The 23,876-nt window shown below is 61.6% G+C and carries 20 protein-coding genes and 1 tRNA gene; 11 read left to right on the plus strand and 10 right to left on the minus strand.

Translation table 11 applies throughout. The features are described 5' to 3' along the window. Window positions 1-63: 63 nt before the first annotated feature. A complete protein-coding gene (gene rpmH, locus P9250_RS18810; RefSeq protein ID WP_004198824.1) occupies window positions 64-198 on the minus strand; it encodes a 50S ribosomal protein L34 in 135 nt (44 codons plus the stop codon). Window positions 199-661: 463 nt separating this feature from the next. Between rpmH and dnaA the strand changes: the two genes are divergently transcribed. The 5 genes from dnaA (at window position 662) to dbpA (ending at window position 8,028) form a co-directional block, all read left to right on the plus strand. Beyond that, the gene (gene dnaA, locus P9250_RS18815; protein WP_244826710.1) at window positions 662-2,248 is read left to right on the plus strand and encodes a chromosomal replication initiator protein DnaA; all 1,587 of its coding nucleotides are present in this window, start codon (window positions 662-664) and stop codon (window positions 2,246-2,248) included. Between the two features lie 270 nt (window positions 2,249-2,518). Beyond that, the gene (dnaN, locus tag P9250_RS18820) at window positions 2,519-3,625 is read left to right on the plus strand and encodes a DNA polymerase III subunit beta (RefSeq protein WP_244826711.1); all 1,107 of its coding nucleotides are present in this window, start codon (window positions 2,519-2,521) and stop codon (window positions 3,623-3,625) included. Between the two features lie 114 nt (window positions 3,626-3,739). Continuing rightward, the gene (gene gyrB / locus P9250_RS18825; RefSeq protein WP_244826712.1) at window positions 3,740-6,211 is read left to right on the plus strand and encodes a DNA topoisomerase (ATP-hydrolyzing) subunit B; all 2,472 of its coding nucleotides are present in this window, start codon (window positions 3,740-3,742) and stop codon (window positions 6,209-6,211) included. A gap of 237 nt (window positions 6,212-6,448) precedes the next feature. After that, the gene (locus P9250_RS18830; protein ID WP_250491633.1) at window positions 6,449-6,643 is read left to right on the plus strand and encodes a hypothetical protein; all 195 of its coding nucleotides are present in this window, start codon (window positions 6,449-6,451) and stop codon (window positions 6,641-6,643) included. Continuing rightward, entirely contained in the window at window positions 6,640-8,028 is a 1,389-nt protein-coding gene (gene dbpA / locus P9250_RS18835; protein ID WP_310396802.1) for an ATP-dependent RNA helicase DbpA, read from the plus strand. Before P9250_RS18830 ends, dbpA begins: the two co-directional genes overlap by 4 nt. A 213-nt stretch (window positions 8,029-8,241) precedes the next feature. Here dbpA and P9250_RS18840 read toward each other — a convergent pair whose 3' ends face one another. After that, window positions 8,242-9,627, minus strand: coding sequence for an MFS transporter (locus P9250_RS18840; protein WP_244826715.1), 1,386 nt, complete (start codon window positions 9,625-9,627; stop codon window positions 8,242-8,244). A gap of 218 nt (window positions 9,628-9,845) precedes the next feature. Between P9250_RS18840 and P9250_RS18845 the strand changes: the two genes are divergently transcribed. After that, window positions 9,846-10,232 (plus strand): DUF488 domain-containing protein, encoded by a 387-nt coding sequence (locus P9250_RS18845; RefSeq protein WP_250462448.1) that lies wholly within the window; start codon window positions 9,846-9,848, stop codon window positions 10,230-10,232. A 35-nt stretch (window positions 10,233-10,267) separates the two neighbouring features. Here the strand turns inward: P9250_RS18845 and P9250_RS18850 are convergent, their stop codons facing one another. From P9250_RS18850 to P9250_RS18865, 4 genes are all read right to left on the minus strand, one after another. Continuing rightward, the gene (locus P9250_RS18850) at window positions 10,268-10,939 is read right to left on the minus strand and encodes a DUF799 domain-containing protein (protein WP_309841036.1); all 672 of its coding nucleotides are present in this window, start codon (window positions 10,937-10,939) and stop codon (window positions 10,268-10,270) included. Window positions 10,940-10,948: 9 nt separating this feature from the next. Further along, window positions 10,949-11,314 (minus strand): DUF4810 domain-containing protein, encoded by a 366-nt coding sequence (locus P9250_RS18855; RefSeq protein ID WP_244826718.1) that lies wholly within the window; start codon window positions 11,312-11,314, stop codon window positions 10,949-10,951. A 25-nt stretch (window positions 11,315-11,339) separates the two neighbouring features. Beyond that, window positions 11,340-12,017 (minus strand): CsgG/HfaB family protein, encoded by a 678-nt coding sequence (locus P9250_RS18860; protein ID WP_310396805.1) that lies wholly within the window; start codon window positions 12,015-12,017, stop codon window positions 11,340-11,342. Between the two features lie 331 nt (window positions 12,018-12,348). Next, window positions 12,349-12,424, minus strand: a tRNA-Lys gene (locus P9250_RS18865). 146 nt (window positions 12,425-12,570) lie between these two features. Between P9250_RS18865 and P9250_RS18870 the strand changes: the two genes are divergently transcribed. The 3 genes from P9250_RS18870 to P9250_RS18880 are packed head-to-tail and all read left to right on the plus strand — an operon-like array spanning window position 12,571 to window position 14,368. Beyond that, complete coding sequence (locus P9250_RS18870; RefSeq protein WP_250508436.1) at window positions 12,571-12,996, plus strand: PaaI family thioesterase; 426 nt, start codon at window positions 12,571-12,573, stop codon at window positions 12,994-12,996. Between the two features lie 9 nt (window positions 12,997-13,005). Continuing rightward, complete coding sequence (locus tag P9250_RS18875) at window positions 13,006-13,875, plus strand: patatin-like phospholipase family protein (RefSeq protein ID WP_250462542.1); 870 nt, start codon at window positions 13,006-13,008, stop codon at window positions 13,873-13,875. Between the two features lie 16 nt (window positions 13,876-13,891). Continuing rightward, window positions 13,892-14,368 carry an OsmC family protein gene (locus tag P9250_RS18880; RefSeq protein ID WP_310394549.1) on the plus strand — a complete coding sequence of 159 codons (477 nt, stop codon included), beginning with the start codon at window positions 13,892-13,894 and terminating at the stop codon, window positions 14,366-14,368. Between the two features lie 30 nt (window positions 14,369-14,398). On the opposite strand, the gene P9250_RS18885 is transcribed toward P9250_RS18880, so the two are convergent. After that, window positions 14,399-15,415, minus strand: coding sequence for a D-2-hydroxyacid dehydrogenase family protein (locus P9250_RS18885; protein ID WP_244826722.1), 1,017 nt, complete (start codon window positions 15,413-15,415; stop codon window positions 14,399-14,401). Window positions 15,416-15,888: 473 nt separating this feature from the next. On the opposite strand from P9250_RS18885, the gene P9250_RS18890 reads away from it, so the two are divergent. Both P9250_RS18890 and P9250_RS18895 read left to right on the plus strand, forming a co-directional pair. Then, window positions 15,889-17,757: a phosphoenolpyruvate carboxykinase (GTP) gene (locus P9250_RS18890; protein ID WP_310394552.1), complete on the plus strand. Its 1,869-nt coding sequence runs from the start codon at window positions 15,889-15,891 to the stop codon at window positions 17,755-17,757. Between the two features lie 335 nt (window positions 17,758-18,092). Then, window positions 18,093-19,178: a LysR family transcriptional regulator gene (locus tag P9250_RS18895; RefSeq protein ID WP_244826724.1), complete on the plus strand. Its 1,086-nt coding sequence runs from the start codon at window positions 18,093-18,095 to the stop codon at window positions 19,176-19,178. A gap of 76 nt (window positions 19,179-19,254) precedes the next feature. Here the strand turns inward: P9250_RS18895 and P9250_RS18900 are convergent, their stop codons facing one another. The 3 genes from P9250_RS18900 to dprA form a co-directional block, all read right to left on the minus strand. Beyond that, window positions 19,255-21,912, minus strand: a complete 2,658-nt coding sequence (locus P9250_RS18900; RefSeq protein ID WP_250462546.1) for a DNA topoisomerase III — start codon at window positions 21,910-21,912, stop codon at window positions 19,255-19,257. A gap of 158 nt (window positions 21,913-22,070) precedes the next feature. After that, on the minus strand, window positions 22,071-22,448 hold the full coding sequence (locus P9250_RS18905; RefSeq protein WP_250491640.1) for a thioredoxin family protein: 378 nt from the start codon (window positions 22,446-22,448) through the stop codon (window positions 22,071-22,073). A 72-nt stretch (window positions 22,449-22,520) separates the two neighbouring features. After that, entirely contained in the window at window positions 22,521-23,723 is a 1,203-nt protein-coding gene (gene dprA / locus P9250_RS18910; RefSeq protein WP_310394555.1) for a DNA-processing protein DprA, read from the minus strand. Window positions 23,724-23,876: the final 153 nt, after the last annotated feature.

The raw sequence follows: 23,876 nt of genomic DNA on the forward strand, positions 1-23,876 counted from the left end.
CGCGCCCGGCTTCAGGACAGATACGGCCTGTACCACACGTGCGCGACCAGCCACCGGAAAGCCTTAGATTGCCAGGCGCTTGCGACCCTTCGCACGGCGAGCGTTGATGACCTTGCGGCCGCCAGCGGTCTTCATGCGAACGCGGAAGCCATGGGTGCGCTTGCGGCGCGTCACGGAAGGTTGGTAAGTACGTTTCATGATGCTCTCACTTGAGTATTGATCGACCGCGCGGGCTTTGGCGCCACCGTGTTCCGACTGTGGATAACCGCAGGCACGAGAGGCACAACGGGCGCAACGACCGGAGGTTCAGGAATTCTGTTTTCGCGGAACCCGCTATTTAAACCGTTTTCCTATTGACCGTCAATAGGTTAGCGTAATAGTGAAGCTCGCCATGCTCGCATCATGTTCATTTCCAGCTTGTCGGACGCGCTGATTTGACCCTGTGGATAACTCGCGCGCCGGTCCCGTTTGGCGTTAGAATCTCGCCTTACTCCCAAATATCCGCCTACTGCTTCGGCCCGCCGTTCGCCCGCAAACCCTTGCGGCGTAAGCCTCCGGAGCATGCCTGCATGGCTGTGCCGGGACTTGCCGAGGCGCTTGAGCGCATCCGGCAAGCACGGCCGTCAGGAGCGCGGAGCCAACCATAAAACGACCGCATTCGATGAACGATTTCTGGGAACACTGTTCGGCATTGCTGGAGCGTGAACTCACGCCGCAGCAGTACGTCACGTGGATCAAGCCGCTGGCCCCGGTCGACTTCGATGCCGACGCGAGCACCTTGCGCATAGCCGCTCCCAATCGCTTCAAGCTCGACTGGGTGAAGAGCCAGTTCTCGGGACGCATTGCCGATATGGCGCGCGAATACTTCAGCGCGACGATCGACGTCCAGTTCGTACTCGACCCGAAAGCGACCGCGCGCAGCGCCATCGGTCAGGCGCCGAACGCCGCGCCGCGGCCGGCGGCCGGCGCGGGTGTCGCCGACGGCGCGCCGCGTCCGCCCGCGCCGGCCGCCGCACCGCAAGCGCCTTCGGTCGTCGCGCACGCGAACGCTGCCGCGCACGTGAACGCGCTGGCGGCGGAAGCCGCCCAGCAAGCTCAGGCCATGCAGGACGAACAAGCCGATCTCGACTTGCCGAGCCTCGACGCCAACGAAGCCGCCGCTGGCCGGCGCACGTGGCGTCCGGGCGGCAACCCATCGGCCGGCGGTGAAACCGATTCCGCTTACGAACGTTCGAAGCTCAACCCCGTGCTGACCTTCGACAATTTCGTCACCGGTAAGGCGAATCAGCTCGCGCGCGCGGCGGCCATTCAGGTCGCCGACAATCCCGGCATTTCGTACAACCCGCTCTTTCTTTACGGAGGCGTGGGCCTGGGCAAGACGCATCTGATCCACGCTATCGGCAATCAGTTGCTGATGGACAAGGCGGGCGCGCGCATCCGCTACATTCACGCGGAGCAGTACGTTTCCGACGTGGTGAAGGCGTATCAGCGCAAGGCGTTCGACGACTTCAAGCGTTACTACCATTCGCTCGATCTTTTGTTGATCGACGATATTCAGTTCTTCTCGGGCAAGTCGCGTACGCAGGAAGAGTTCTTCTACGCGTTCGAGGCGCTGGTCGCGAACAAGGCGCAAGTCATCATCACGAGCGACACGTATCCCAAGGAAATCTCCGGTATCGACGACCGTCTGATCTCGCGCTTCGATTCCGGTTTGACGGTCGCCATCGAGCCGCCCGAGCTGGAAATGCGCGTCGCCATTCTGATGAGAAAGGCGCAGTCCGAAGGCGTGAGTCTGTCCGAAGACGTCGCGTTCTTCGTCGCGAAGCATCTGCGCTCGAACGTGCGTGAACTCGAAGGCGCGCTGCGCAAGATCCTCGCTTATTCGAAGTTCCACGGCCGCGACATCACCATCGAGCTGACCAAGGAAGCGCTCAAGGATTTGTTGACGGTGCAGAACCGCCAGATCTCGGTGGAGAACATTCAGAAGACCGTCGCGGATTTCTACAGCATCAAGGTCGCCGACATGTATTCGAAGAAGCGGCCGGCCAATATCGCGCGCCCGCGCCAGATCGCGATGTATCTGGCGAAGGAACTGACGCAGAAGAGTCTGCCCGAGATCGGCGAGCTTTTTGGCGGTCGCGATCACACCACCGTGCTGCACGCCGTGCGCAAGATCGCGGCCGAACGCGGCACGGATGCGCAGCTCAATCACGAACTTCACGTGCTCGAACAAACGCTGAAGGGTTGAGCCGGCGCGAACGCGTCGATTATTGCGCCACCGGACCTGTTTATTGGTAAAAACGCCCCCAATTTTCGGGGGCGGTTCCGTTTTAAGGCACAATATAGGTTTAGCTGTCCGTGGCCTGGGCGGCTGGCGTCAAGCATTCGCGAGTGACCGGCGGGGGGCCGGCAACGCGTGTTACGAGGTTGTCCGGCGAGCGCGGCGAACCAACCGCTGGTGACAAAACCAGTGGTGGCAAAACCGGCGGACAGGCCGTCACATCAACGAAGGAACTCTATGCAACTGGTCAAGACCGAACGAGACAATCTTCTAAGGCCGCTGCAAACCGTGAGCGGTATCGTAGAACGCCGCCATACCTTGCCGATCCTCGCCAATCTGCTGATCACCAAGAACGGCGCCGATGTGTCGTTCCTCTCGACGGATCTCGAACTCCAGATCACCACCCGCGCCGATTTCGGCGTTGGCAGCGACCAGATCGCCACCACGGTCGCCGCGCGCAAGTTGCTCGACATTTTGCGCGCCATGCCGCCGGGTGAGGTTGCGCTCGACTTGTCCGACAAGCGCCTGACCGTGCGCTCCGGCAAGAGCCGCTTCGCGCTGCAGACGCTCGCCGCGGACGAGTTTCCTACCGTCAATCAGGCTACAGACTTCGGCGCGAGCCTTTCGGTTCCGCAGAAAACGTTTCGCCAGTTGCTCGGCATGGTGTATTTCGCCATGGCCCAGCAAGACATTCGCTATTACCTGAACGGCATGTTGCTCGTGGTAGATGGCGACCAGTTGATGGCCGTCGCAACGGACGGTCACCGTCTCGCGTTCTCGTCCATGAAGATCGACGGCGGCACGTTCCCGCGTCAGGAAGTCATCATCCCGCGCAAGACCATCCTCGAATTGCAGCGTCTGCTGGAAGACATCGACGACACGCTCAAGATCGACATCGCCGCGACGCAGGTGAAGTTCAGTTTTGGCCAGGTCGAACTCGTGTCGAAGCTCGTCGAAGGCAAGTTCCCCGACTTCCAGCGCGTGATTCCCAAGGCGCACAAGAACACGTTCGAAATCGGTCGCGAAGAACTGCAGCGCTCCCTGCAGCGCGCGGCCATTCTCACGTCGGACAAGTTCAAGGGCGTGCGGTGTCTGGTCGAGCCGGGTCAGCTCAAGATCATGTCGACCAACGCCGACCAGGAAGAAGCGCAGGAAGAACTGGAAATCGCGTATCAGGGCGATACCGTCGACATCGGTTTCAACGTCACGTATCTGCTCGACGTGCTTGCGAATCTGAAGGTCGACACGCTGCAAGTGAGCCTTGGCGACGCCAACTCCAGCGCGCTCATCACAATTCCGGAAAACGAGGAATTCAAGTATGTCGTGATGCCGATGCGCATCTGACGCGTTCAGGTACCACGAACACACCAAGGGGCGGCTCGCCCCTTTGGCGTTTTTAAGGTGTTTTGAAAAGTTTCGAGCAGTAACCGAAGCAGCGACGCAGAACCGGAAAATTCCATGACTGAAAACACAAATTCGCAACCCGACAACAGCTACGGCGCATCGTCCATTCAGATCCTCGAAGGTCTGGAGGCCGTGCGCAAGCGCCCGGGAATGTATATCGGCGATACGTCGGATGGCACCGGTTTGCATCACCTCGTTTTCGAAGTGCTGGACAACTCCATCGACGAAGCGCTGGCCGGCTATTGCGACGACATCCACGTGACCATTCACGCGGACAACTCCATTTCGGTGACGGACAACGGCCGTGGCGTGCCTACCGGCCTGAAACGCGACGACAAGCACGACCCGAAGCGCAGCGCCGCCGAGATCGTGATGACCGAACTCCACGCGGGCGGCAAGTTCGACCAGAACAGCTACAAGGTGTCGGGTGGCCTGCACGGCGTGGGCGTGTCGTGCGTGAACGCGCTGTCCGAATGGCTGCGCCTCACCGTGCGCCGCGACGGCAAGAAACACTTCATGGAGTTCGCGCGCGGCGTGGTGCAGAACCGGGAGCTTATCGAAGAGAACGGCGTGCAGTATTCGCCCATGCCGGTAGTCGGCGACACCGAAAATCGCGGCACCGAAGTGCACTTTTTGGCGGACGCGACCATCTTCGGCAATGTCGAATTCCACTACGACATTCTCGCCAAGCGCATGCGCGAGCTTTCGTTCCTGAACAACGGCGTGCGCATTCGCCTGACCGACTTGCGCACCGGCAAGGAAGACGACTTCGCTTTTGCGGGCGGCGTGAAGGGCTTTGTCGAATACATCAACAAGCAGAAGCAGGTGCTGCATCCGAACGTGTTCCATGCAACGGGCGAGCGTGAAAACGTCACCGTCGAAGTGGCCATGCAGTGGAACGACAGCTACAACGAAAGCGTGCTCTGCTTCACCAACAACATTCCGCAGCGCGACGGCGGCACTCACCTGACAGGCTTACGCGCCGCGATGACGCGCGTGATGAACAAGTACATCGCCGACCACGACATCGCGAAGAAAGCGAAGGTCGAGACGAGCGGCGACGACATGCGCGAAGGCTTGTCGTGCGTGCTGTCGGTGAAGGTGCCTGAGCCGAAGTTCAGTTCGCAGACGAAGGACAAGCTGGTGTCGTCGGAAGTGCGCGCGCCGGTCGAGGAAATCGTCGCGAAGGCGCTGGAAGATTATCTGCAAGAGACGCCGATCGACGCGAAGATCATCACGGGCAAGATCGTCGATGCCGCGCGTGCACGCGATGCCGCTCGCAAGGCGCGCGAGATGACGCGGCGAAAGGGCGTGCTCGACGGCGTCGGCTTGCCGGGCAAGCTCGCGGATTGCCAGGAGAAGGACCCGGCGAAGTCGGAAATTTATATCGTCGAGGGTGATTCGGCGGGCGGCTCGGCCAAGCAAGGGCGCGACCGGAAGTTCCAGGCAATCCTGCCGTTGCGCGGCAAGGTGCTGAACGTTGAGAAGGCGCGCTTCGACAAGCTGATTTCATCCGAGCAGATCGTGACGCTCGTGACGGCGCTGGGTTGCGGCATCGGCAAGGATGATTACAACCTGGACAAGCTGCGCTATCACCGCATCATCATCATGACCGACGCGGACGTGGACGGCGCCCACATCCGCACGCTTCTGCTGACGTTTTTCTATCGGCAGATGCCGGAGATCGTGGAGCGCGGGTACATCTATATCGCGCAGCCGCCGCTTTACAAGATCAAGGCGGGCAAGGACGAGCGGTATATGAAGGACGCGCACGAGCTCAACCAACATATGCTGAAGCTCGCGCTGCAGGGTTCTGAACTGGTGCCGAGCGAAGGCGCGGACCCGATTTCGGGCGATGCCTTGGGCGAACTCGCGCGTGCGTATTTGCTGGCCCAGGCGGTGATCGATCGTATCAGCCGTATTTACGATGCCGCCTCGCTCGAAGCGGTGATGGATGGCACGGTCATCGATTTGTCGACGCAGGAAGCGGCGGAGGCATCGGCGAAGGCGCTCGAAACGAAGTTGCGTTCGGACCCGTTGAAGCCGGAAGTGACGGTCGAGGCGGCATACGATCAGGTTCGCGAGCTGCGTTCGTTGCATATCAAGCGGCGTCACCATGGCAACGTGAAGGTTTCGGTGTTCGATGAAGATCTTCAATTGACCGCCGACTACAAGCAACTCGTTTCCACTGCCGATACCTTCAAGGGCTTGATTGGCCAAGGCGCGTTGATCAAGCGCGGCGAGCGCTCGATGGCCGTGCTGGACTTCAAGAGCGCGATGAAGTGGCTGATCGCGGATGCGGAACGCAACGTCAGCAAGCAGCGTTACAAGGGCTTGGGCGAGATGAATCCCGGACAGCTTTGGGAAACGACGATGGACCCGGCCGTGCGGCGTTTGCTGCGCGTCCAGATCGAGGACGCGATTGCGGCCGACGGCATTTTCACGACGCTCATGGGCGACGATGTGGAGCCGAGACGCGCGTTTATCGAGAGTAACGCGTTGCGGGCGGGGAATATTGATGTTTGAGGGGTAGGTAGCGCGACGCTATCACTCCGAAACCGTAAGTACCACGCGCGAGGTTTCAACGCGCTGGCACTTACGGTTTTTTTATTGAACGCCAACGCCATACTCCCACCCAAAACGCACGGACCTGGTTCCGCCGCGCCACCCGCAGACCCGCGTACACTTTCGGTTTGAACCGAAAATCCACGTCGCCGCATTCCGTCGCGGCTACGTGCATCACGCAACAACGAGAAATCCGACATGTTCACCTGCCGAAACCAGTCCTGCGACGCAACGTGGGACGTCTCAGACGTCGTCATCAAGAATGAAGGTCAGGGCCTGCTGTTCCGCTGCCCGATGTGCGGCGCGCGCAATTACGTGACGCGCCACGACGCACCCGATGGCGCCATCACCTACGAGCAGGTCACCGAAACCCCGCCGCGAGGCGCGCAATAACCATGGCGACCGATACCTCATTCAGCAGCCTGCCGCTCAACGAAGCGATGCAGACGAATCTGCAGCAGCTCGGCTACACATCGATGACGCCGATCCAGGCCGCGAGCCTGCCGCTCGCACTCGCCGGTCACGATCTCATCGCGCAGGCAAAAACGGGCAGTGGCAAGACCGCCGCCTTCACGTTGCCGCTGCTTGCCAAACTCGATGCGCGTCAGTTCGCCGTGCAAGCGCTCGTGCTTTGCCCGACGCGCGAACTCGCCGATCAGGTCACGCAGGAAATCCGCCGCTTGGCTCGCGCAGAAGACAACGTGAAGGTGCTCACGCTATGCGGCGGCACGCCCATGCGTCCGCAGATCGCGAGTCTCGAACACGGCGCGCATATCGTCGTGGGCACGCCGGGACGCATCATGGATCACCTTCAGCGCGAAACGCTTTCGCTGGATGGCATACGCACGCTCGTGCTCGACGAGGCCGACCGCATGCTCGACATGGGCTTTTTCGACGATATCGCTTCAGTCGCGCGTCTGTGTCCGAAAGACCGTCAGACCTTGCTGTTTTCGGCGACGTATCCCGAGGGCATCGCGAAATTGAGCCAGCAGTTCCTGCGCAATCCGCGCGAGATCAAGCTCACCGAACAGCACAGCAACGCGAAGATCAAACAACGCTTCTATCAGGTCGAGGATCACGAGCGTCTGCATGCAGTGGGTTTGTTGCTGGACCACTATCGTCCCATCAGCACGCTTGCGTTCTGCAACACGAAGCAGCAATGCCGCGACTTGCTCGACGTACTGCGCGCGCAAGGCTTCGAGGCGCTCACGCTGCATGGCGAACTCGAACAGCGCGAACGCGATCAGGTGCTCGTGCAATTCGCCAATCGCAGTTGCTCGGTGCTCGTCGCGACCGATGTCGCCGCGCGCGGGCTGGACATCACGCAACTCGAAGCGGTCATCAATGTCGATGTGACGCCGGACCCCGAGGTGCACGTGCATCGCATCGGGCGCACGGGGCGTGCGGGCGAGGAAGGTTGGGCGCTGTCGCTTGCGAGCATGGACGAGATGGGACGCGTCGGCGCGATCGAAGTGGCGCAGCGCAAGGAAGTGGAATGGTATCCGCTGGCGGAGCTGACATCGGCGGAACCTGGGCATCTGAAGCCGCCCATGGCGACGCTCCAAATCCTCGGCGGCCGCAAGGACAAGATCCGTCCCGGCGATGTGCTCGGCGCGCTGACCGGCGAAGCGGGCTTCAAGGGCGAGGAGATCGGCAAGATCAACGTGATGGACATGGTCACGTACGTGGCCGTTCAACGCGGTATCGCCGATGATGCCGAGCGCAAGCTGGCAGCGGGGAAGTTGAAGGGGCGGAAGGTCAAGGTGCGGCGGATGTGAGTCCGGTGAGTCGCCAACGAGCTAGTTAAGGAACTGTAGCGTGAAGGGTTGTCCTCCAAGCGAGCCCGCCCGATGCGCCCCCGCAGCGCCGCACCGCGGAATCACGGAAGCGAGCCGCGCGCGCGAAAGCTTTGCAGATTCAGCGTATCTCGGCCTTCGCGCGGGTTTCCAAGCAACTGCAAACGTGCAGTGCAACGGCGCCGTGCTCGACTCTCAAACTTTCCTCTGGGGCTCGACTGAAATCCCATCCGACGACGTCACCTTCGACGTTCTCGCCGTCACCAACCGCAATCCGCTCGCCACGCTTCCCACGCCCGCGAACGCCGCTCCAAGCGACAACGCGAGCGCCGGACCATGCTTCCCCGCGATGCTGAAGCACAACGCGACGAGCGCCGCGCCGGTGGCCTGTCCGATCAGCCGCGAAGTCGCGATCGTGCCACTTGCGCCACCCGCGCGTTCGCGCGGCGCGCTCGACATGAACGCCTTCAGATTCGGCGACTGAAAGAAGCCGAAGCCCGCGCCACAGATCGCCATGCGGATGCAGATTTCGAGCACATGCGGTTGCGCTGGCAGCATCGCGAGCGACACCATTCCCACACATAGAATCGCGAGCCCGACGCCGCCCAGCAAACCCGGCGCGTGCCGATCCGACAAGCGCCCGGCGATCGGCGCCATCAACGCGACGAGCGCTGACCACGGCGTCATCAGAAAGCCGGTTTCCACCTGACTGCGACCGAGCACGCTTTCGAAGAAAAACGGCAACGACACGAACGCGAGCCCTTGCGCGGCAAACGAGCAGATCGCGGTCATCGTGGAGAGCGCGAACATCGGGCGGCGGAAGAGATCGACGGGTAGCATCGGCGCGGGATGACCGCGCTCGCGTCGGAGAAGCAGAACGCCCGCAATCAACGTGACGCCGAACGACGCGAGCACGGTATGCGCCGGCGCGCGCTGGGCCGCTTCGCCGAGCGCGAAGATCAGCGACGCGAACGTGATCACGTTGAGCAAGGCGGCGACACGGTCGAAGCCGTGTTCGGCGCGCTTGGTCTGCGGCAACGACCGCACCGCGATGGCGAGCGCGAAGACGCCGATCGGCAAGTTCACGGCGAAAAGCCACGGCCACGTGCCTAGCGAGAGCACGATCGATGCGACCGTCGGCCCGACCGCGAACGCGATCCCCACGACGAGCGCGTTGAGTCCCACGCCGCGCCCAAGCCGATGCGGCGGAAAAATCGCGCTGATGAGCGCCGCGTTGACGCTCATGATCGCGCTCGCGCCGAGCCCTTGCAGCAGGCGCGCGGCGACGAGCGTCGGCAGCGACCACGAGAACGCGCAGACCGCGGACGCGACGAGAAACACGACGAGCCCGCCGAGATACACGCGCCGGTGTCCGAGGATGCCGCCGAGCGCGGCAAGCGGCAGCAGCGTGGCGACCATTGCCAGCTGATATGCGTTGATGATCCAGACCGACGCGGCGGGTGTCGTATGCAGATCGGCCGCGATCGCCGGCAACGCCGTGTTGGCGATGGCGGTATCGAGCGTGGCGAGCGCGACGGACAGCAGGATCGCGAGCATGCCGCGGCGCTCGAGCGAGGACATGGGTGCGTCGGGGTTACGGGGCGCGTTTTGGGGATGTTCTTCGGAGGGCACGTCGGCGGTTCCGGATGTAAGCGGAAGAGGAATAATCCGAAACGATACGGGAACCCGGCGCATTCCGCTCGCCACGGTCGCGGGAGCTTTCAAAGCGTTGTCAGCGTGTATCGCGCGTTGCTTCGGGGCGGTTATCCTTCGCCGGTGACATTCGAAGGAAAACGATCATGGCGATTCGAATCGTGCGGCTCGGCACGCCGCGCGCGGTGGACGAAGGGCTGCGTATCGGCACGGTTCGGCGTCCGCCGCGCGGCGTGCCGAAAGCCGAATTCGCGAGCCGCGACTTTTACGACGTGTGGTATCCGAATCTGGCGCCATCGGCAGAACTTGTCGCCGAAGCGCTCGCGGCCGAAGACGACAAGCAATGGCGCGCGTTCGTGAGGAAATTCAAGGCGGAGATGGCGGTTTCCGAGGCGAGCCGATCGCTGGACTTGCTTGCGGCGTTATCGCGTTCGACGAATTTGTCGGTCGGATGTTATTGCGAGGACGAGTCGCGGTGCCACCGTTCGGTGCTGCGGGAGTTGCTGGCAGAAAGAGGCGCGGTGGTGATTTAGCTCGCCTGGGCTGTGGGGCTCAGGCGAGCATGCGATCAGTCCGTGCCGTATTTAGGCGAGTGCGGTCCGTAGAGTACGGTCGTCTTGCCGCCCGATGCCAGAAGACGTTGGCTCGTGAGGCCTGCCACGTCGAAGGACTTGTCGGTTAAGGTATGCGCGACCTGCGTCACGACACTCTGCGCAATCGCGCTGATGAGCCCGTAACCGACGCCCACGTTCACGCCCACTTCCTTGCCATTCGCGCTCGCGGAGCCTTTCCAGAGTTCGTCGCCTGAGCGCAGATCGACGAGCTTCGCGTTTGCGGTGACGACGGTCCTGCTGTCGAAGACCACGAACTTGGTGCCGTAGTTCGTGACTGTCGTGTACAACGCCGCATCCGCGCCGAAAATCTCGCGCAGCTTGGCCGGCGCGACATTCTGGATGTCCGTTGGCGTAGTCAGGCCGTTGTGCTTGAACGTCTCGTCCATTTCAGCGACCGGCACGACGTAGTAGCCCGCTTCTGCGAGCGGCATCGTCATTTGGGCGAGCATGCCGTATGTCGCCTTGATATCCGACGTCTCGTTGACCGGCGGCAACACGAGAATCGTGCGCGGCTTGCTGTTGCGAAATGCGGTGTAGTCGCTCTGTTGCGGAGTGGACGCGCACGCGCTCAACAGGCACAAAACCGACAGCGCCGCAAAGAGTTTATGAGAGAGGAACTTGATCATGGCCGGCGTTTAATGAAGTTTGCTCAACAAAAGGTTCATGTAGGCGGACGACTCGGGGAACGCGTTCTTTTCGGCTTCGAGTTCCTTTCTGGCTTCGTCCGAACGGCCGACGCTTGCATACAGTGCGCCGATGTGGGCACGGAAGCCGGGCGGCAGCGCGTTATTCTTCGCAAGGATTTGCTGGCGCGCTTTTTCGAGCGCGTCGATCTGCTCGGGGACGGGTTTGTCGCCCGTGAAGAAGGCATACACCTGCGGTTGATACGCGTCCCACTGGTAAAGCGGCGGCGTGGATTGCGTGGCACAACCGGTCAGCAGCGCGCACGCTGCCGCGACCGGCAAGAGAATGCCGGTCGAGAAAAGTTTCTTGTGATTCATGCTTCTGAGTGTTGATGAGTGATGCTTACTTGGAGGCTCGTAGCGCGCCCGCGTCGACTTGTTCGGACAGGTGGTTCACCGCTTCTTGAATTGCCAGGTCGAGCACCTTGCCGTTGAGCGTGGAGTCATAACTCGCGGTGCCGCCGAAGCCGATGATTTCCCGGTTGGACAGGCTGTACTCGCCGGCGCCCTGGCTCGACGCGACGACTTCGGAGGTCGATGTATCGACGATATTCAGGCTCACCTTGGCGTAGGCTACCTGGCTCTTGCCGCTGCCGAGAATGCCGAACAACTCGCGATCGCCGACTTCCTTGCGCCCGAATTCGGTGACGTCGCCGGTAATGACGTAGTTGGCCGCTTTAAGCGCTTGCTGCTTGTTTGCGATGGCGGCTTCCTGCTTGGTCTCGTTCAAGTTCTCGCGATCGAGGACGGAGAAGCGCCGGCTCTGTTGCAGCGTCGTGACGAGAATGGTCTTGGCCTGGCTGCCGACGCGGTCGACGCCGTCGGAGAAAAGGCCGCGCATATAGCTCGAACGGTTGTCGAATTTGCCAACGGCGACGGCTACCGGCTTGCCCGCATAGGGCGTCTGAGCGATGCTGACCGCCTGAACGGGCAGTGATTTGGATGCCTGCGTCGCACATCCGCTCAAGAGGACGGTAATGGAAGCGAGGGCGACTACTAAGTGTTGTTTCGTGAAGACCATTTGAACCTTGCGAGACAGCGTGCCGGACGGATTCGATGCGGTGGCGAACAGCGCGGGTTTCCGCGTCACGATGTTTCGACAGTTGCGTTCGCGGACTCGCGTGAACGGTAACGGATCGACCAGCGCCCTTGTTGCATCGAGAGCGAAAGAGGCAAGGATTGTTCAGCGATTTGAAAGCGAGGGCTAGCGCGAAAATTCTTAATTTTTGGCGCGATGGGGCGGAAGCGGCAGACATGACCGACCGTCCGCATGCCGATGCGAGTGAGAGAGTCGCAAGGCTCAGAATGCAAAAAGCCCGGTCACGAGGACCGGGCTTTTTGCATTAATTCTTTGGTGGGGCGTGAGTGACTCGAACACTCGACCTACGGATTAAGAGTCCGCTGCTCTACCAACTGAGCTAACGCCCCCAACACAGAAATGAAATTATAGCGGGGTTATTTCGAAAAGCGCAAGTCCTTCGTCCGAAAATTTTCGCATCGCACCAACGGCCAGCCCGCAAATCAAAAACGTCCCGCCCGGTATCATCACGCACACAGCATAAAAACTCACAGCCATGGACGACTCCGCCATTCGCAATCTGCTGGACACGATCCTCGCGCCGTGGGTCCGCGAACTGCATCTCGCGCCGCAATCTTCCACGGAAGATTCGATCACGCTGCGTCTGCCGCACGCCGATCATCTGCGGCACGCGGGCGGAGTCATCTGCGGTCAGGTCTTCATGGCCGCCGCCGATACCGCGATGGTCGTCGCCATCTCCCACGCAATGGGCGGCTTCGTTCCCATGACCACCGTCTCGCTCAACACGACCTTCATGCGCCCGGTCAAGTCCGGCGATGTCCTCGTCACCGCGAAAATCCAGCGACGCGGCCGCAATCTCGTCTTCGGCGAAATCGAGCTTCGCGGCGACGACGGCGAACTCGCCGCTCACGCGACCACGACCTACGCACTCATCAACCCGACGCATCAGCAAAAGGCTTAAGCAGCAGACATGTTCGATCAAGTCGTATTCGCAGGCGGCGGCAATCGCTGCTGGTGGCAGGCAGGTTTCTGGGACGTCATCCAGCCGCAACTCGATCTCAAGCCGCGCATCATCGCGGGCATCTCGGCGGGCGCGGCCACCGCCTGCATGCTCTACACGAACAACGCGCAATGGGTGATGAAGTACTACGCAAAAGCCCTGAGCGGCAACACGAAGAACGCCTATTGGGGCAACCTGCTGCGCGGTCAGTCCGTGTTCCCGCATTACCGCATCTACCGTCAGGCGCTGCTCGATATTTTCGCGGAACGCTTCGGCGCGCTGCAAACGGCGCCGGAGATTCGCATCGGCGTGTCGCATCTGCCGCGCTGGCTCGGGGCGCGCAGCGCGGTGGCGGCGGGCATCATCGCGTATAACATCGAAAAGTACGTGCGCAAGACGCTGCATCCGACGCTCGGCACCGCGCTCGGTTTTCATCCGGAGTTCGTCACCGCGCAAGAGTGCGCGACGCTGGAGGATCTCGCCGACCTCATCCTGCAGTCGTCGAGCACGCCGCCTTTCACGCCGATTTTGCGGCGCAACGGTCGTCCGGTGCTCGATGGCGGCATGGTCGATAACGTGCCCGTCTCCGCGCTCGATGCATCGCCGGGAACGGTGCTCGTCATGGTCACGCGGCTGTATCCGCGCGAGCGCATGTTCGTGGTGCCGCACGGCGAGCAGCGACGCATCTACGTTCAGCCGTCGCGCAAGGTGCCAATTTCGAGCTGGGACTATACGAGCCCCGCGCAGATGCAACACGCGTACGATCTGGGCCGCGCCGATGCCGACGATTTCCTCGCGCATCTGCCGCGTCTTCTGGAGGCAGCTTCACATCTCGACTAGAGCCAAGGAGCAGAACGTGGCGAAGAAGCACACCTATACGCTCAGCGTGGCGTGGACGGGCGATCTCGGTTCGGGCACGTCCGCCTACGACGCTTATTCGCGCGACCATCTCGTGCGCGTGGCGAACAAGGCCGCGATAGAAGCGTCGAGCGATCCCGCCTTTCGCGGCAATCCTGCGCGCCACAATCCGGAGGAGTTATTCGTGGCGTCGGTGTCGTCGTGTCACATGCTCTGGTACTTGCATTTGTGCGCGACCAACAAGATCGTCGTGACCGGATATGTCGATGAAGCCATCGGCACGATGCAGGAAGACAAGGACGGCAGCGGCCGTTTCATCGACGTGACGCTGCATCCGCGCGTGACCATCGGCGCGGGGAACGACGCCGAGTTAGCCGCGCGTCTGCATGAAGACGCGCATCGCTATTGCTTCATCGCGAACTCGGTGAATTTTCCGGTGCGATGCGAGCCTACGATCGAAGTATCGACGCTTTAGCGAAAGCCGCGCGGCCGCTCGCTCTTGCGCTCAACGCCGCCGCGCGTGCTGCAACGCTTCCGGGTTCGACACGCTCGACTTGTCGCCGGCGTCGAAGGCCAGAATGTTCCTGAACGCCGCGCCGAAGTAGAGCTCGTAACTCTCGCGTTCTACGTAGCCGATGTGCGGCGTGCAGATCACGTTCTCCATGCGCAAGAGTCCGTAGCCTTGCAGAATCGGCTCGCTCTCATAGACATCGGTGGCGACCATGCCCGGCCGGTTGTGATGCAGCGAATTGAGCAACGCGTTCTCTTCGAGCAGTTCGGCGCGGCTCGTGTTGACGAAGAGCGCGGTCGGCTTCATGCGCATGAGGTCTTCCGTTCGAACGATGCCGCGCGTTTCATCGCTCATACGTAGATGGACGGTGAGCACGTCGCTCTGTTCGAAGAGCGCTTCGCGGCTTTCGGCGACGGCGAAGCCATCGTCGCGTGCTGCCTGCAACGAATGCTCGCGGCCGAACACCAGCACATTCATGCCGAACGCCTTGCCGTAGCCCGCGACCAACTGGCCGATCTTGCCGTATCCCCAGATGCCGAGCGTCTGTCCGCGCAGCACTTGTCCCAAGCCGAAGTTCGGCGGCAGTGCAGACGTTTTCAATCCAGATTGCTGCCACGCGCCCTGTTTGAGATTCGCGACGTATTGAGGAATGCGCCGCTGTGCCGCCATGATGAGCGCCCAAGTAAGCTCGGCCGGCGCGACCGGCGAACCCGTGCCTTCGAGTACGGCGATACCGCGTTCGGTACAAGCGTCGATGTCGATATGTCCGCCGCCCGCGCGCCCGGTCTGGCTGATCATGCGCAGCTTCGGGCACTTGTCGAGAAGCTGGGAACTGATGCGCGTGCGTTCGCGAATGAGCACGAGGGCATCTGTTTCCGACAGTCTGCTAGCCAACTGTCCGAGCCCGCGCACCGTGTTATTGAAGACCTTCACCTCATGGTCATCGAGCAAATGGAAGCAATCGAGCTTCCGAACGGCGTCCTGGTAGTCGTCGAGAATGGCGATTTTCATGTGCATTGATTAGCTTTTGTTGGGCATCAAACGTGCTGCTCGATTGAACTCGCGAGACAATGAATCACGCACTAACTTCGGGTAACTACCGATAAATATGCGCTTCATCCATGTACGCGCTGCATCACGGTAGGCGTGTGACGCGGTGTTATGCTTGACTCCCAATTTTTGAACGACCGCGAACGAATGCGCTAAAAATAAAGAATCACAGCGCACACTGCGGAAAACGCGGTTAGGCAGGAGGAGACAGGCCACTTAGTATCTCTTTTTAACAGTTTGTTCCTTTAAGGCGCAAGGCGCAAAGTCGCTCGCTTGAGCGCCTGAGGGACACACGCCCACGACGCGCAAACGGCTCACGAACCGTTCTTCATGCGCCAACGCGCATGAAGCGCCCGGCGGTTCAGTCGCAAAAGGCCTCTCGCATGCAGCGTCGTTGGGCCACCGGTTTTCATTGCAGAGAACGGAGAAGCTCGATGAACCAGCCCGCAGTAGTCGAAGACAACAAAACCGCCGCAGATCTTGAAGCACCGGCCTATGTACGACATCGAAGATTGATCGATTGGGTGCAGCAGGTCGCGGCCCTCACGAAGCCGGATCGCATCGAATGGTGCGATGGGTCGCAAGCGGAATACGACCGCCTTTGCGAACAGATGGTCGCCGCCGGCACGATGAAGAAACTGAACCCCGCCAAACGCCCCAACTCTTTTCTAGCCTGTTCCGATCCCACGGATGTGGCGCGCGTCGAAGACCGCACGTTCATCTGCTCGCAACGCCCCGAAGACGCTGGTCCCACGAACAACTGGATCGACCCGCAAGAAATGCGCGTGACGCTCGATGGCCTCTTCGATGGCTCGATGCGTGGCCGCACGATGTACGTCGTGCCGTTCTCGATGGGTCCGCTCGGTTCGCCAATCGCGCACATCGGCGTGGAGTTGTCGGACAGCCCGTATGTGGTCACGAACATGCGGATCATGACGCGCATGGGCCGCGAAGTGTATGACGTGCTCGGCGACGACGGCGAGTTCGTGCCGTGCGTGCATTCGGTCGGCGCGCCGCTTTCGGATGGCCGCAAAGACGTGCCCTGGCCGTGCAACGACACGAAGTACATCGTGCACTTCCCGGAATCGCGCGAGATCTGGAGCTTCGGCTCGGGATACGGCGGCAACGCGCTGCTCGGCAAGAAGTGCTTCGCGTTGCGTATCGCATCGACGATGGGCCGCGACGAAGGCTGGCTCGCCGAACACATGCTGATCCTCGGCGTTACATCGCCTGCCGGACGCAAGTACCACGTCGCGGCGGCGTTTCCCTCGGCGTGCGGCAAGACCAACTTCGCGATGCTGATTCCGCCGCAAGACATGAACGGCTGGAAGGTGACGACCATCGGCGACGACATCGCCTGGATCAAGCCCGGCCGCGATGGCCGTCTCTACGCGATCAATCCGGAAGCCGGCTATTTCGGCGTCGCGCCGGGCACGAGCGAGAAGACCAACTTCAACGCAATGGCGACGCTCAAGGAAAACGTGATCTTCACCAATGTCGCGCTCACCGATTACGGCGACGTGTGGTGGGAAGGCATGACCGATAAGCCGCCAGCGCATCTCATCGACTGGCAAGGCCGCGACTGGACGCCGGAACTCGCGAAGGAAACCGGCGCTAAAGCCGCGCATCCGAACGCGCGCTTCACGGTGTCGGCATCGCAATGTCCGTCGATCGACGCGGACTGGGAGAATCCAGCAGGCGTCGCAATCGATGCCTTCATCTTTGGCGGCCGGCGTTCGAACACCGTGCCGCTCGTGACCGAGGCACGCGACTGGAAAGAGGGCGTCTACATGGCCGCGACCATGGGCTCCGAAACCACGGCGGCCGCTGCCGGCCAGCAAGGCGTCGTGCGCCGCGATCCGTTCGCGATGCTGCCGTTTTGCGGCTACAACATGAGCGACTACTTCGATCACTGGCTCAAGATGGGCGAGCGCCTCGAAGGCATGAACGCGAAGTCGCCGAAGTTTTTCTGTGTGAACTGGTTCAGAAAGGGCGCGGACGGCAAGTTCGCGTGGCCCGGCTTCGGTGAAAACATGCGCGTGCTGAACTGGATGGTCGGGCGTATTGAAGGCACGGCGGCGGGCGAGGAACACGCGTTCGGCATCTCGCCGCGTTACGAGGACATCGACTGGGGCGGCATGAACTTCACGCGCGAGCAATTCGAGCAGGTCATTTCCGTCAACGATACCGCCTGGCGCGACGAGCTCGCCCTACACGACGAGCTTTTCGCGAAGCTGCATCAAGGCTTGCCGGATGCGCTTCCGGAGGCCAAGGCGGATATCGAACGGCGTCTGGCAGCCTGATTTCCGTCGTTGCAAGCGCTCCGTGATTACGCTCACGGAGCGCATCAATCCCTAAATGCGAATCTGCCGATACCGGTTCGCATTTTCTTCCGCTAACCCGCCAAAATTGGCGCGGCCAGCTTGACCAAAAATCTGGGCTTGTGGCGCGTACGTTCGAGTGTTGTGCGGCCGACAACAATCGGCGATCTTTCGTTCGCGTAAGCCGCCATTTTCATCGGAAATTTCCGAAAAAACTCCGCGCCCTCGCAACTTCTGCACGAAATCGCTAGTCCTAGGATAATTCTGAATAGCTTTTCAGCAGAAATTGAAAGCCGCCTCGCGGCAGGAGTTGTCCCATGGATCATTTGCAGTCGATGAGAGTGTTCATTCGCGTGGCCGATCTCGGCAGCTTCGCCCGCGCGGCGAACGCGATGGATATCTCCAATGCGGTGGCAACGCGCCATGTCGCCGACCTCGAAGGTCGCCTCGGCACGCGTTTGCTGAACCGCACGACGCGCAGCCTTTCGCTCACGGAGTCCGGGCAGGTTTATCTGGAGCGTGCGCGGCAGATTCTCGATGAACTGGAAGATGTCGAGCAAATGGTGGTTGCGCGGAATCACGAGCCAATGGGTTCGTTGAGAATTGTCGCCCCGGTGGTGTTCGGTCTGCATAATCTCGCGCCCGTGTTACAGACATATGCACAGCGCTATCCCAAAGTCGTACCCGACGTAACGCTCGTGGATCGTCAGGTCGATCTGGTCGAGGAAGGTTTCGATGTGGGCATCGTGATCGCGCGGCAAGTGAAAAGCGCGAGCGTCGTTACGCGGCGTCTGACCACCGGCTGCATGACCGTCTGCGCCACGCCCGCTTACCTCGAATCGCACGGCACGCCAACGCGCCCCGAACATCTGCTCGAGCATCCGTGTCTGAGCCTGCCCGCCGAGTATTGGGGCGATGAACGCGTGTTCACCGGCCCGGACGGCGAAGTGCGGGTGCGGCCGACCAACGTGATCATCGCGAACAACACGGAAATGCTGCGCCAGTTTGCGCTGCTCGGCATGGGCATCGCGATTCTGCCGAGCTATCTGATCGGCAACGATACGACGCGCGGCCAGCTCGTACGCCTGCTCGGCGACTTCCAGTTGCCGCAAGTGGAGATCAACGTGGCTTATCCGAGCCGTCGGCATCTGCCGGCGAAGGTGCGCACGTTCATCGATCACCTCGTCGAGTATTTCAGCCAGACGCCCAATCATCAGCTCGGTGAACAGTGGATCCGCGATGGCATGGGCCGGCCCGCGGTATCGACTGCGCCGCCGCCGCACTACGGGCGCGCCGAAGAGGAAGTGGCGTCGCGTTCGCGTTCGAATCAGAGTGAACTCGGCCCGAAGCTGGCCAAGCCGACGCGTCCGCGTGGCCGCTTGCCGGCGGCGTCGCCATACTGAACACGGCTGCGCCGCCAATGACAAAAAGCCCCGCGAATCGCTTCGCGGGGCTTTTTCTTTTCGATGCGAGCTAAAGCTAGCTCGTCTTGCGCGCAGCGGTCTTTTTCACCGCGGCTTTCTTCGCAGGCGCTTTCTTCGCCGCGACCGTCTTGGTCGCGGGCTTGGCGCGCGTCGTCTTGGCGGCTACGGCGACATCGCTATCGCCTTCGTCGCCGTTATCGGCTGGCGCTTCCGTTGCCGCGCCGCGCTTCGCTGCCGTCTTCGCGCCGGGTTTGGCTTCCTTCTTCTCGAATTCGAAGCCGATCTTGCCGTCCGGCTGCTTGACGAGAAACGCCTTGAAGTTGCGGCCCGTGCGCGATGACTTGAAGTTGGTCAGCAAGTCGGTGCGTCCTTCGTTCAGCAGCTTCTCCATCTGCTCACGCGCGATTTCCTGCTGCAGGATGACCTTGCCCGAGCGGAAGTCGCAGGTCTTCGGATTCGCGACGTAGTTCTCGCAGACGTAGCTCATGCCGTGCTCGTACACGCGCGACTGGCACTTCGGGCACGCGCCGACCGGCGTCTGCTCGGAAAAGTCGGGCGGTTCTCCGTCTTCGCCGCCGTTGTCCTGACCGAAATCGAACTCGAGCTTGAAGTTTTTGATCTCGTCGTCGAAAGCGAGCTTCAGGATGGCCGAGAACGGACGGCCCATCTTGCTGCGGAAACCCGACAGCGGTCCAATGGTTTTCTCGCGCAACAACTCCTCGACTTCAGGAATTTCGAACTGACGTCCGCCCGGAATCTTCGAGATGGAAAATTCGCACTTGGTACACGCGAAGCGGCGATAGTTCTCCTTCACCTGCGACTCGCAGTGCGGACACGGCGTTTCGAGCGTGGCGTAGTCGCCTGGGATCGTGTCGGAGTCGTATTCCTTCGCGCGCTTGACGATGGTCTGCGTCATGCGGGCGATTTCCTGCATGAACGCATCGCGATGCAAATTGCCGCGCTCCATCTGCGACAGCTTGTGCTCCCACTCGCCGGTCAGTTCCGGCGCCGTCAGTTCCTCCACGCCCAGACCGCGCAGGAGCGTCATCAACTGGAATGCCTTGGCAGTCGGAATCAGTTCGCGGCCTTCGCGCACCATGTACTTCTCGCCCAACAGACCTTCGATGATCGCCGCGCGCGTGGCCGGCGTGCCGAGCCCTTTCGCAGCCATCGCTTCGCGCAACTCTTCGTCTTCGACGAGCTTGCCCGCGCCTTCCATGGCTGAGAGCAACGACGCTTCGTTGTAGCGCGCGGGCGGCTTGGTGACGAGACCGTGAGCGGCGACCTTGTCGACATCGACCTGTTCGTTTTTCTGCACCGGCACGAGATTGCCTTCCTCGCCCGCCGCTTCGCGACCGTAGACCTGCAGCCAGCCCGGCTCGACGAGCACCTTGCCCTCGGTCTTGAAGTGATGCCCCGAGACTTCGGTGATCCGCGTCGTCACCAGATATTCCGCCGCCGGGAAGAACACGGCGAGGAAGCGCTTGACCACGAGGTCATACAGCTTCTGCTCGGGCTCGGACAACGCCTTGGGCGCCAGAAGCGTGGGGATGATGGCAAAGTGATCGCTGATCTTCGAGTTGTCGAAGATGCGCTTGTTCGGCTTCACCCAGCCCTTGTCGAGCACTTGCTTCGCGAACGGCAGATAGTTGTTGCTGTCCTTGAGCATGGTCAGCGTGTCCTTGACCGTGCCGAGATAATCTTCCGGCAGCGCGCGTGCATCGGTACGCGGATAGGTCAGGACTTTGTGCTTTTCATACAGCGCTTGCGCGAGGCCGAGCGTGTTCTTCGCCGAAAAGCCGAAGCGGCTGTTGGCTTCGCGCTGAAGACTCGTCAGGTCGAAGAGCAGCGGCGACATTTGCGTGGACGGCTTCGATTCTTCCGTCACGGTGCCGGTCTTGTCGCGACAAGCCGCCACCACGGATTCGGCCGCGGCGAGACTCCACAGACGCGAGTCGCGCTGTTCGGGATCGTTCTCGACGCGCTTGAACTTCGGGTCGAACCAGCGGCCTTCGTAAATACCCTTCGCCGCAACGAATTCGGCGCGCACTTCCCAGTAGTCGCGCGGCACGAAGCGGCGAATCTTTTCCTCGCGTTCCACGACGATAGACAACGTTGGCGTCTGAACGCGACCCACGGTGGTCAGGAAGAAACCGCCGCCCTTGCTGTTGAACGCGGTCATCGCGCGCGTGCCGTTGATGCCAACGAGCCAGTCCGCTTCCGAGCGGCAACGGGCGGCATCGGCGAGCGGTTGCATGTCGGCGTCGCTACGCAGATGCGCAAATCCGTCGCGGATGGCGGCGGGCGTCATCGACTGCAACCACAGGCGCTGGACCGGCTGCTTCGCCTTCGCGTGCTGCGCAATCAGACGGAAGATCAGTTCGCCCTCACGCCCCGCGTCGCAGGCGTTGATGAGCCGGTCGACATCCTTGCGCTTGAGCAGCTTCGTCAGAACCTTCAGCCGTGATTCGCTTTTCGCGATGGGATTCAGGTCGAAATGCGGCGGTATGACCGGCAGATTGGCGAAGCTCCACTTCCCGCGCTTGACGTCGTATTCCTCCGGGGCCGCGATTTCGAGCAAATGGCCGACCGCGGACGAGAGCACGTAGTCGTCGCTCTCGTAATACTCGTCATGTTTCGTGAAGCCGCCCAGCGCACGCGCGATGTCGTTCGCGACGGAAGGCTTCTCAGCGATGATCAGGGCTTTGGACATGACTCAATATAGTAGGTATTTGGCAGCGGTCCGATTTGGACTGCATTAACGCCGCTTTATAGCACAGGCTTTGTTCGATGCGCGCCGAAGCACGAATTGCGACGCTCGCCGTTTAGTTCCGCGAGCTTCGTTTCGCGACGCCGCGCGCACGCACTTTTCTACGCCGTGGCAAGCGCCGGACGCAGTTTCGGCGCGCCCGCCATGTTCGGCAGCGCGGTCAGATCGACCAGCATGCGTTCGACGATGGAAGCCTGCGGCAACACGGTGCCGAAGAAGCGGGTCGTCACCGAGTCCTCGATGAGAATGGTCGGGAAATTCTCGACATCGAGGTCATCGAAACGGTCCGCGTGATTTTCGATATCGATCCACGCGAAGCAGATTTCCGGGTGCGCCGCCGCCAGTTTGTCGAAACCTTCGCGATATTCGCGGCAGGTTCCGCACCATTCGGCGCACAGACAGGCGACGAACAAGGTGCCGGGCACGGCGATGCGCTCGGCGATCTCATCGGCATCGGTATCGAGATTCAGCGCGGACATGGCGTTTCTGGCGTCCTTTCGTCTGGGGTTTGGCGTCGTACTCATTTTTCGCGAATGTAGCACGACGCCACTTCACGAGCGTTCGAGCGCCGTCACGCGTCCGCCCGGCAAGGCCGCGATCAAGCCCGATAATTCGAGTTGCAGCAGAGCGCTTTGCAGCGCGGCTCCGTCGAGATCGGTGCGGGCAGCGAGATTTTCAAGCGTCGCGGGTGCATGGCCGAGCGCGGCGAGCACGCGGGCGGCTTCGTCGGTCTCGGGTTTGCCGGGCAGACGCGCCGAAGCCCACGAGGCGTTTGCCGGAGCCGGTGCCTTGCCGCGCTTTTTGCGACGTGTGGCGGGAAAGCCGAATTCCTCCAGCACGTCTTCCGGCGTTTCCACGAGCTTCGCGCCCTGCTTGATGATGCGATGACAACCCTGCGACAGCGGCGCGTGGATCGAACCGGGCATGGCGAAAACATCGCGGCCCATTTCGTTGGCAAGCCGCGCGGTGATGAGCGAGCCGGAGCGCATTGCCGCCTCGACGATCAAAACGCCCTGCACCAGGCCCGCGATGAGCCGGTTGCGCTGCGGAAAGTTGGCGGAGCGCGCGGGCGTGCCGAGCGGCCATTCGGACACGATCACGCCATCGCGGGCGATTTCGTGCGCGAGCTGATGATGCAGCGACGGATACACCAGATCCGCGCCCGTCCCGATGACGGCGATCGTGCCTGTGGCGCCGTCCAGCGCGCCCCGATGCGCCGCGCCATCGATGCCGAGCGCGAGCCCCGACGCGACGGCAAGCCCGGCGTCCGAGAGCGCGCGCGCGAACCGGCGCGCGTCTTCGAGTCCTTGCGGCGTGGCGTTCCGGCTGCCGACGATCGCCACCGCGCGCGCTTGCAGCAAGTCGGTTCGCCCTTTCGCGTACAAGAGCGCGGGCGGATCGGGCATGGTGAGGAGCGCTTGCGGATACGCGGTATCGGCGAAAGTGAGAATGTGATTGCCGGGTTCGGCGGCCCATTCCAGCACGCGTTCAATATAGTTGCCGAATGGCACGCCTTCGACTTCGGCGGGCGGCGCGAGCGCGGCGGTCGCGGCATCGGTGTCGGTGACTTCGGCGAGCGAGGCGAAACTTTCGGCTAGAACGTTCTTCGGTCCGCCAAACGCGCTCAAGAGCGCGCGCAGGGCGGCGGGACGCAGTCCCTTTGCATGCGTGAGCCGCAGCCAGGCGGAAAGTTCGTCGAGGTCCGTGGTGAGCGCTTCCGGTTGAGGCTCGGTCGGCGGTAAGGCGGTCGTCATGTTAAGATTTTTGGTCCCGGAACGTAATTAAGAAGTGTCGCCCGCCCGTGTGTTCAGGCCGAGCGACGCCGGTTGGCCGCTTGCCGGCGGCGTTGAATCCAGCGGATTCACCTGCATATCTTCGGCATGCCGCCACCCACCCGCAACCTGGCC

This window comes from Caballeronia sp. LP006, from assembly GCF_031450995.1.
In the GTDB taxonomy this organism is placed as follows: domain Bacteria; phylum Pseudomonadota; class Gammaproteobacteria; order Burkholderiales; family Burkholderiaceae; genus Caballeronia.

Bases quoted from the DNA above. Each gene is read 5' to 3' on its own strand.
- rpmH (WP_004198824.1), bottom strand. From the start codon at position 198: ATGAAACGTACTTACCAACCTTCCGTGACGCGCCGCAAGCGCACCCAT.
- dnaA (WP_244826710.1), top strand. From the start codon at position 662: ATGAACGATTTCTGGGAACACTGTTCGGCATTGCTGGAGCGTGAACTC.
- dnaN (WP_244826711.1), top strand. From the start codon at position 2,519: ATGCAACTGGTCAAGACCGAACGAGACAATCTTCTAAGGCCGCTGCAA.
- gyrB (WP_244826712.1), top strand. From the start codon at position 3,740: ATGACTGAAAACACAAATTCGCAACCCGACAACAGCTACGGCGCATCG.
- P9250_RS18830 (WP_250491633.1), top strand. From the start codon at position 6,449: ATGTTCACCTGCCGAAACCAGTCCTGCGACGCAACGTGGGACGTCTCA.
- P9250_RS18840 (WP_244826715.1), bottom strand. From the start codon at position 9,627: ATGTCCTCGCTCGAGCGCCGCGGCATGCTCGCGATCCTGCTGTCCGTC.
- P9250_RS18845 (WP_250462448.1), top strand. From the start codon at position 9,846: ATGGCGATTCGAATCGTGCGGCTCGGCACGCCGCGCGCGGTGGACGAA.
- P9250_RS18850 (WP_309841036.1), bottom strand. From the start codon at position 10,939: ATGATCAAGTTCCTCTCTCATAAACTCTTTGCGGCGCTGTCGGTTTTG.
- P9250_RS18855 (WP_244826718.1), bottom strand. From the start codon at position 11,314: ATGAATCACAAGAAACTTTTCTCGACCGGCATTCTCTTGCCGGTCGCG.
- P9250_RS18860 (WP_310396805.1), bottom strand. From the start codon at position 12,017: ATGGTCTTCACGAAACAACACTTAGTAGTCGCCCTCGCTTCCATTACC.
- P9250_RS18870 (WP_250508436.1), top strand. From the start codon at position 12,571: ATGGACGACTCCGCCATTCGCAATCTGCTGGACACGATCCTCGCGCCG.
- P9250_RS18875 (WP_250462542.1), top strand. From the start codon at position 13,006: ATGTTCGATCAAGTCGTATTCGCAGGCGGCGGCAATCGCTGCTGGTGG.
- P9250_RS18885 (WP_244826722.1), bottom strand. From the start codon at position 15,415: ATGAAAATCGCCATTCTCGACGACTACCAGGACGCCGTTCGGAAGCTC.
- P9250_RS18890 (WP_310394552.1), top strand. From the start codon at position 15,889: ATGAACCAGCCCGCAGTAGTCGAAGACAACAAAACCGCCGCAGATCTT.
- P9250_RS18895 (WP_244826724.1), top strand. From the start codon at position 18,093: ATGGATCATTTGCAGTCGATGAGAGTGTTCATTCGCGTGGCCGATCTC.
- P9250_RS18900 (WP_250462546.1), bottom strand. From the start codon at position 21,912: ATGTCCAAAGCCCTGATCATCGCTGAGAAGCCTTCCGTCGCGAACGAC.
- P9250_RS18905 (WP_250491640.1), bottom strand. From the start codon at position 22,448: ATGTCCGCGCTGAATCTCGATACCGATGCCGATGAGATCGCCGAGCGC.
- dprA (WP_310394555.1), bottom strand. From the start codon at position 23,723: ATGACGACCGCCTTACCGCCGACCGAGCCTCAACCGGAAGCGCTCACC.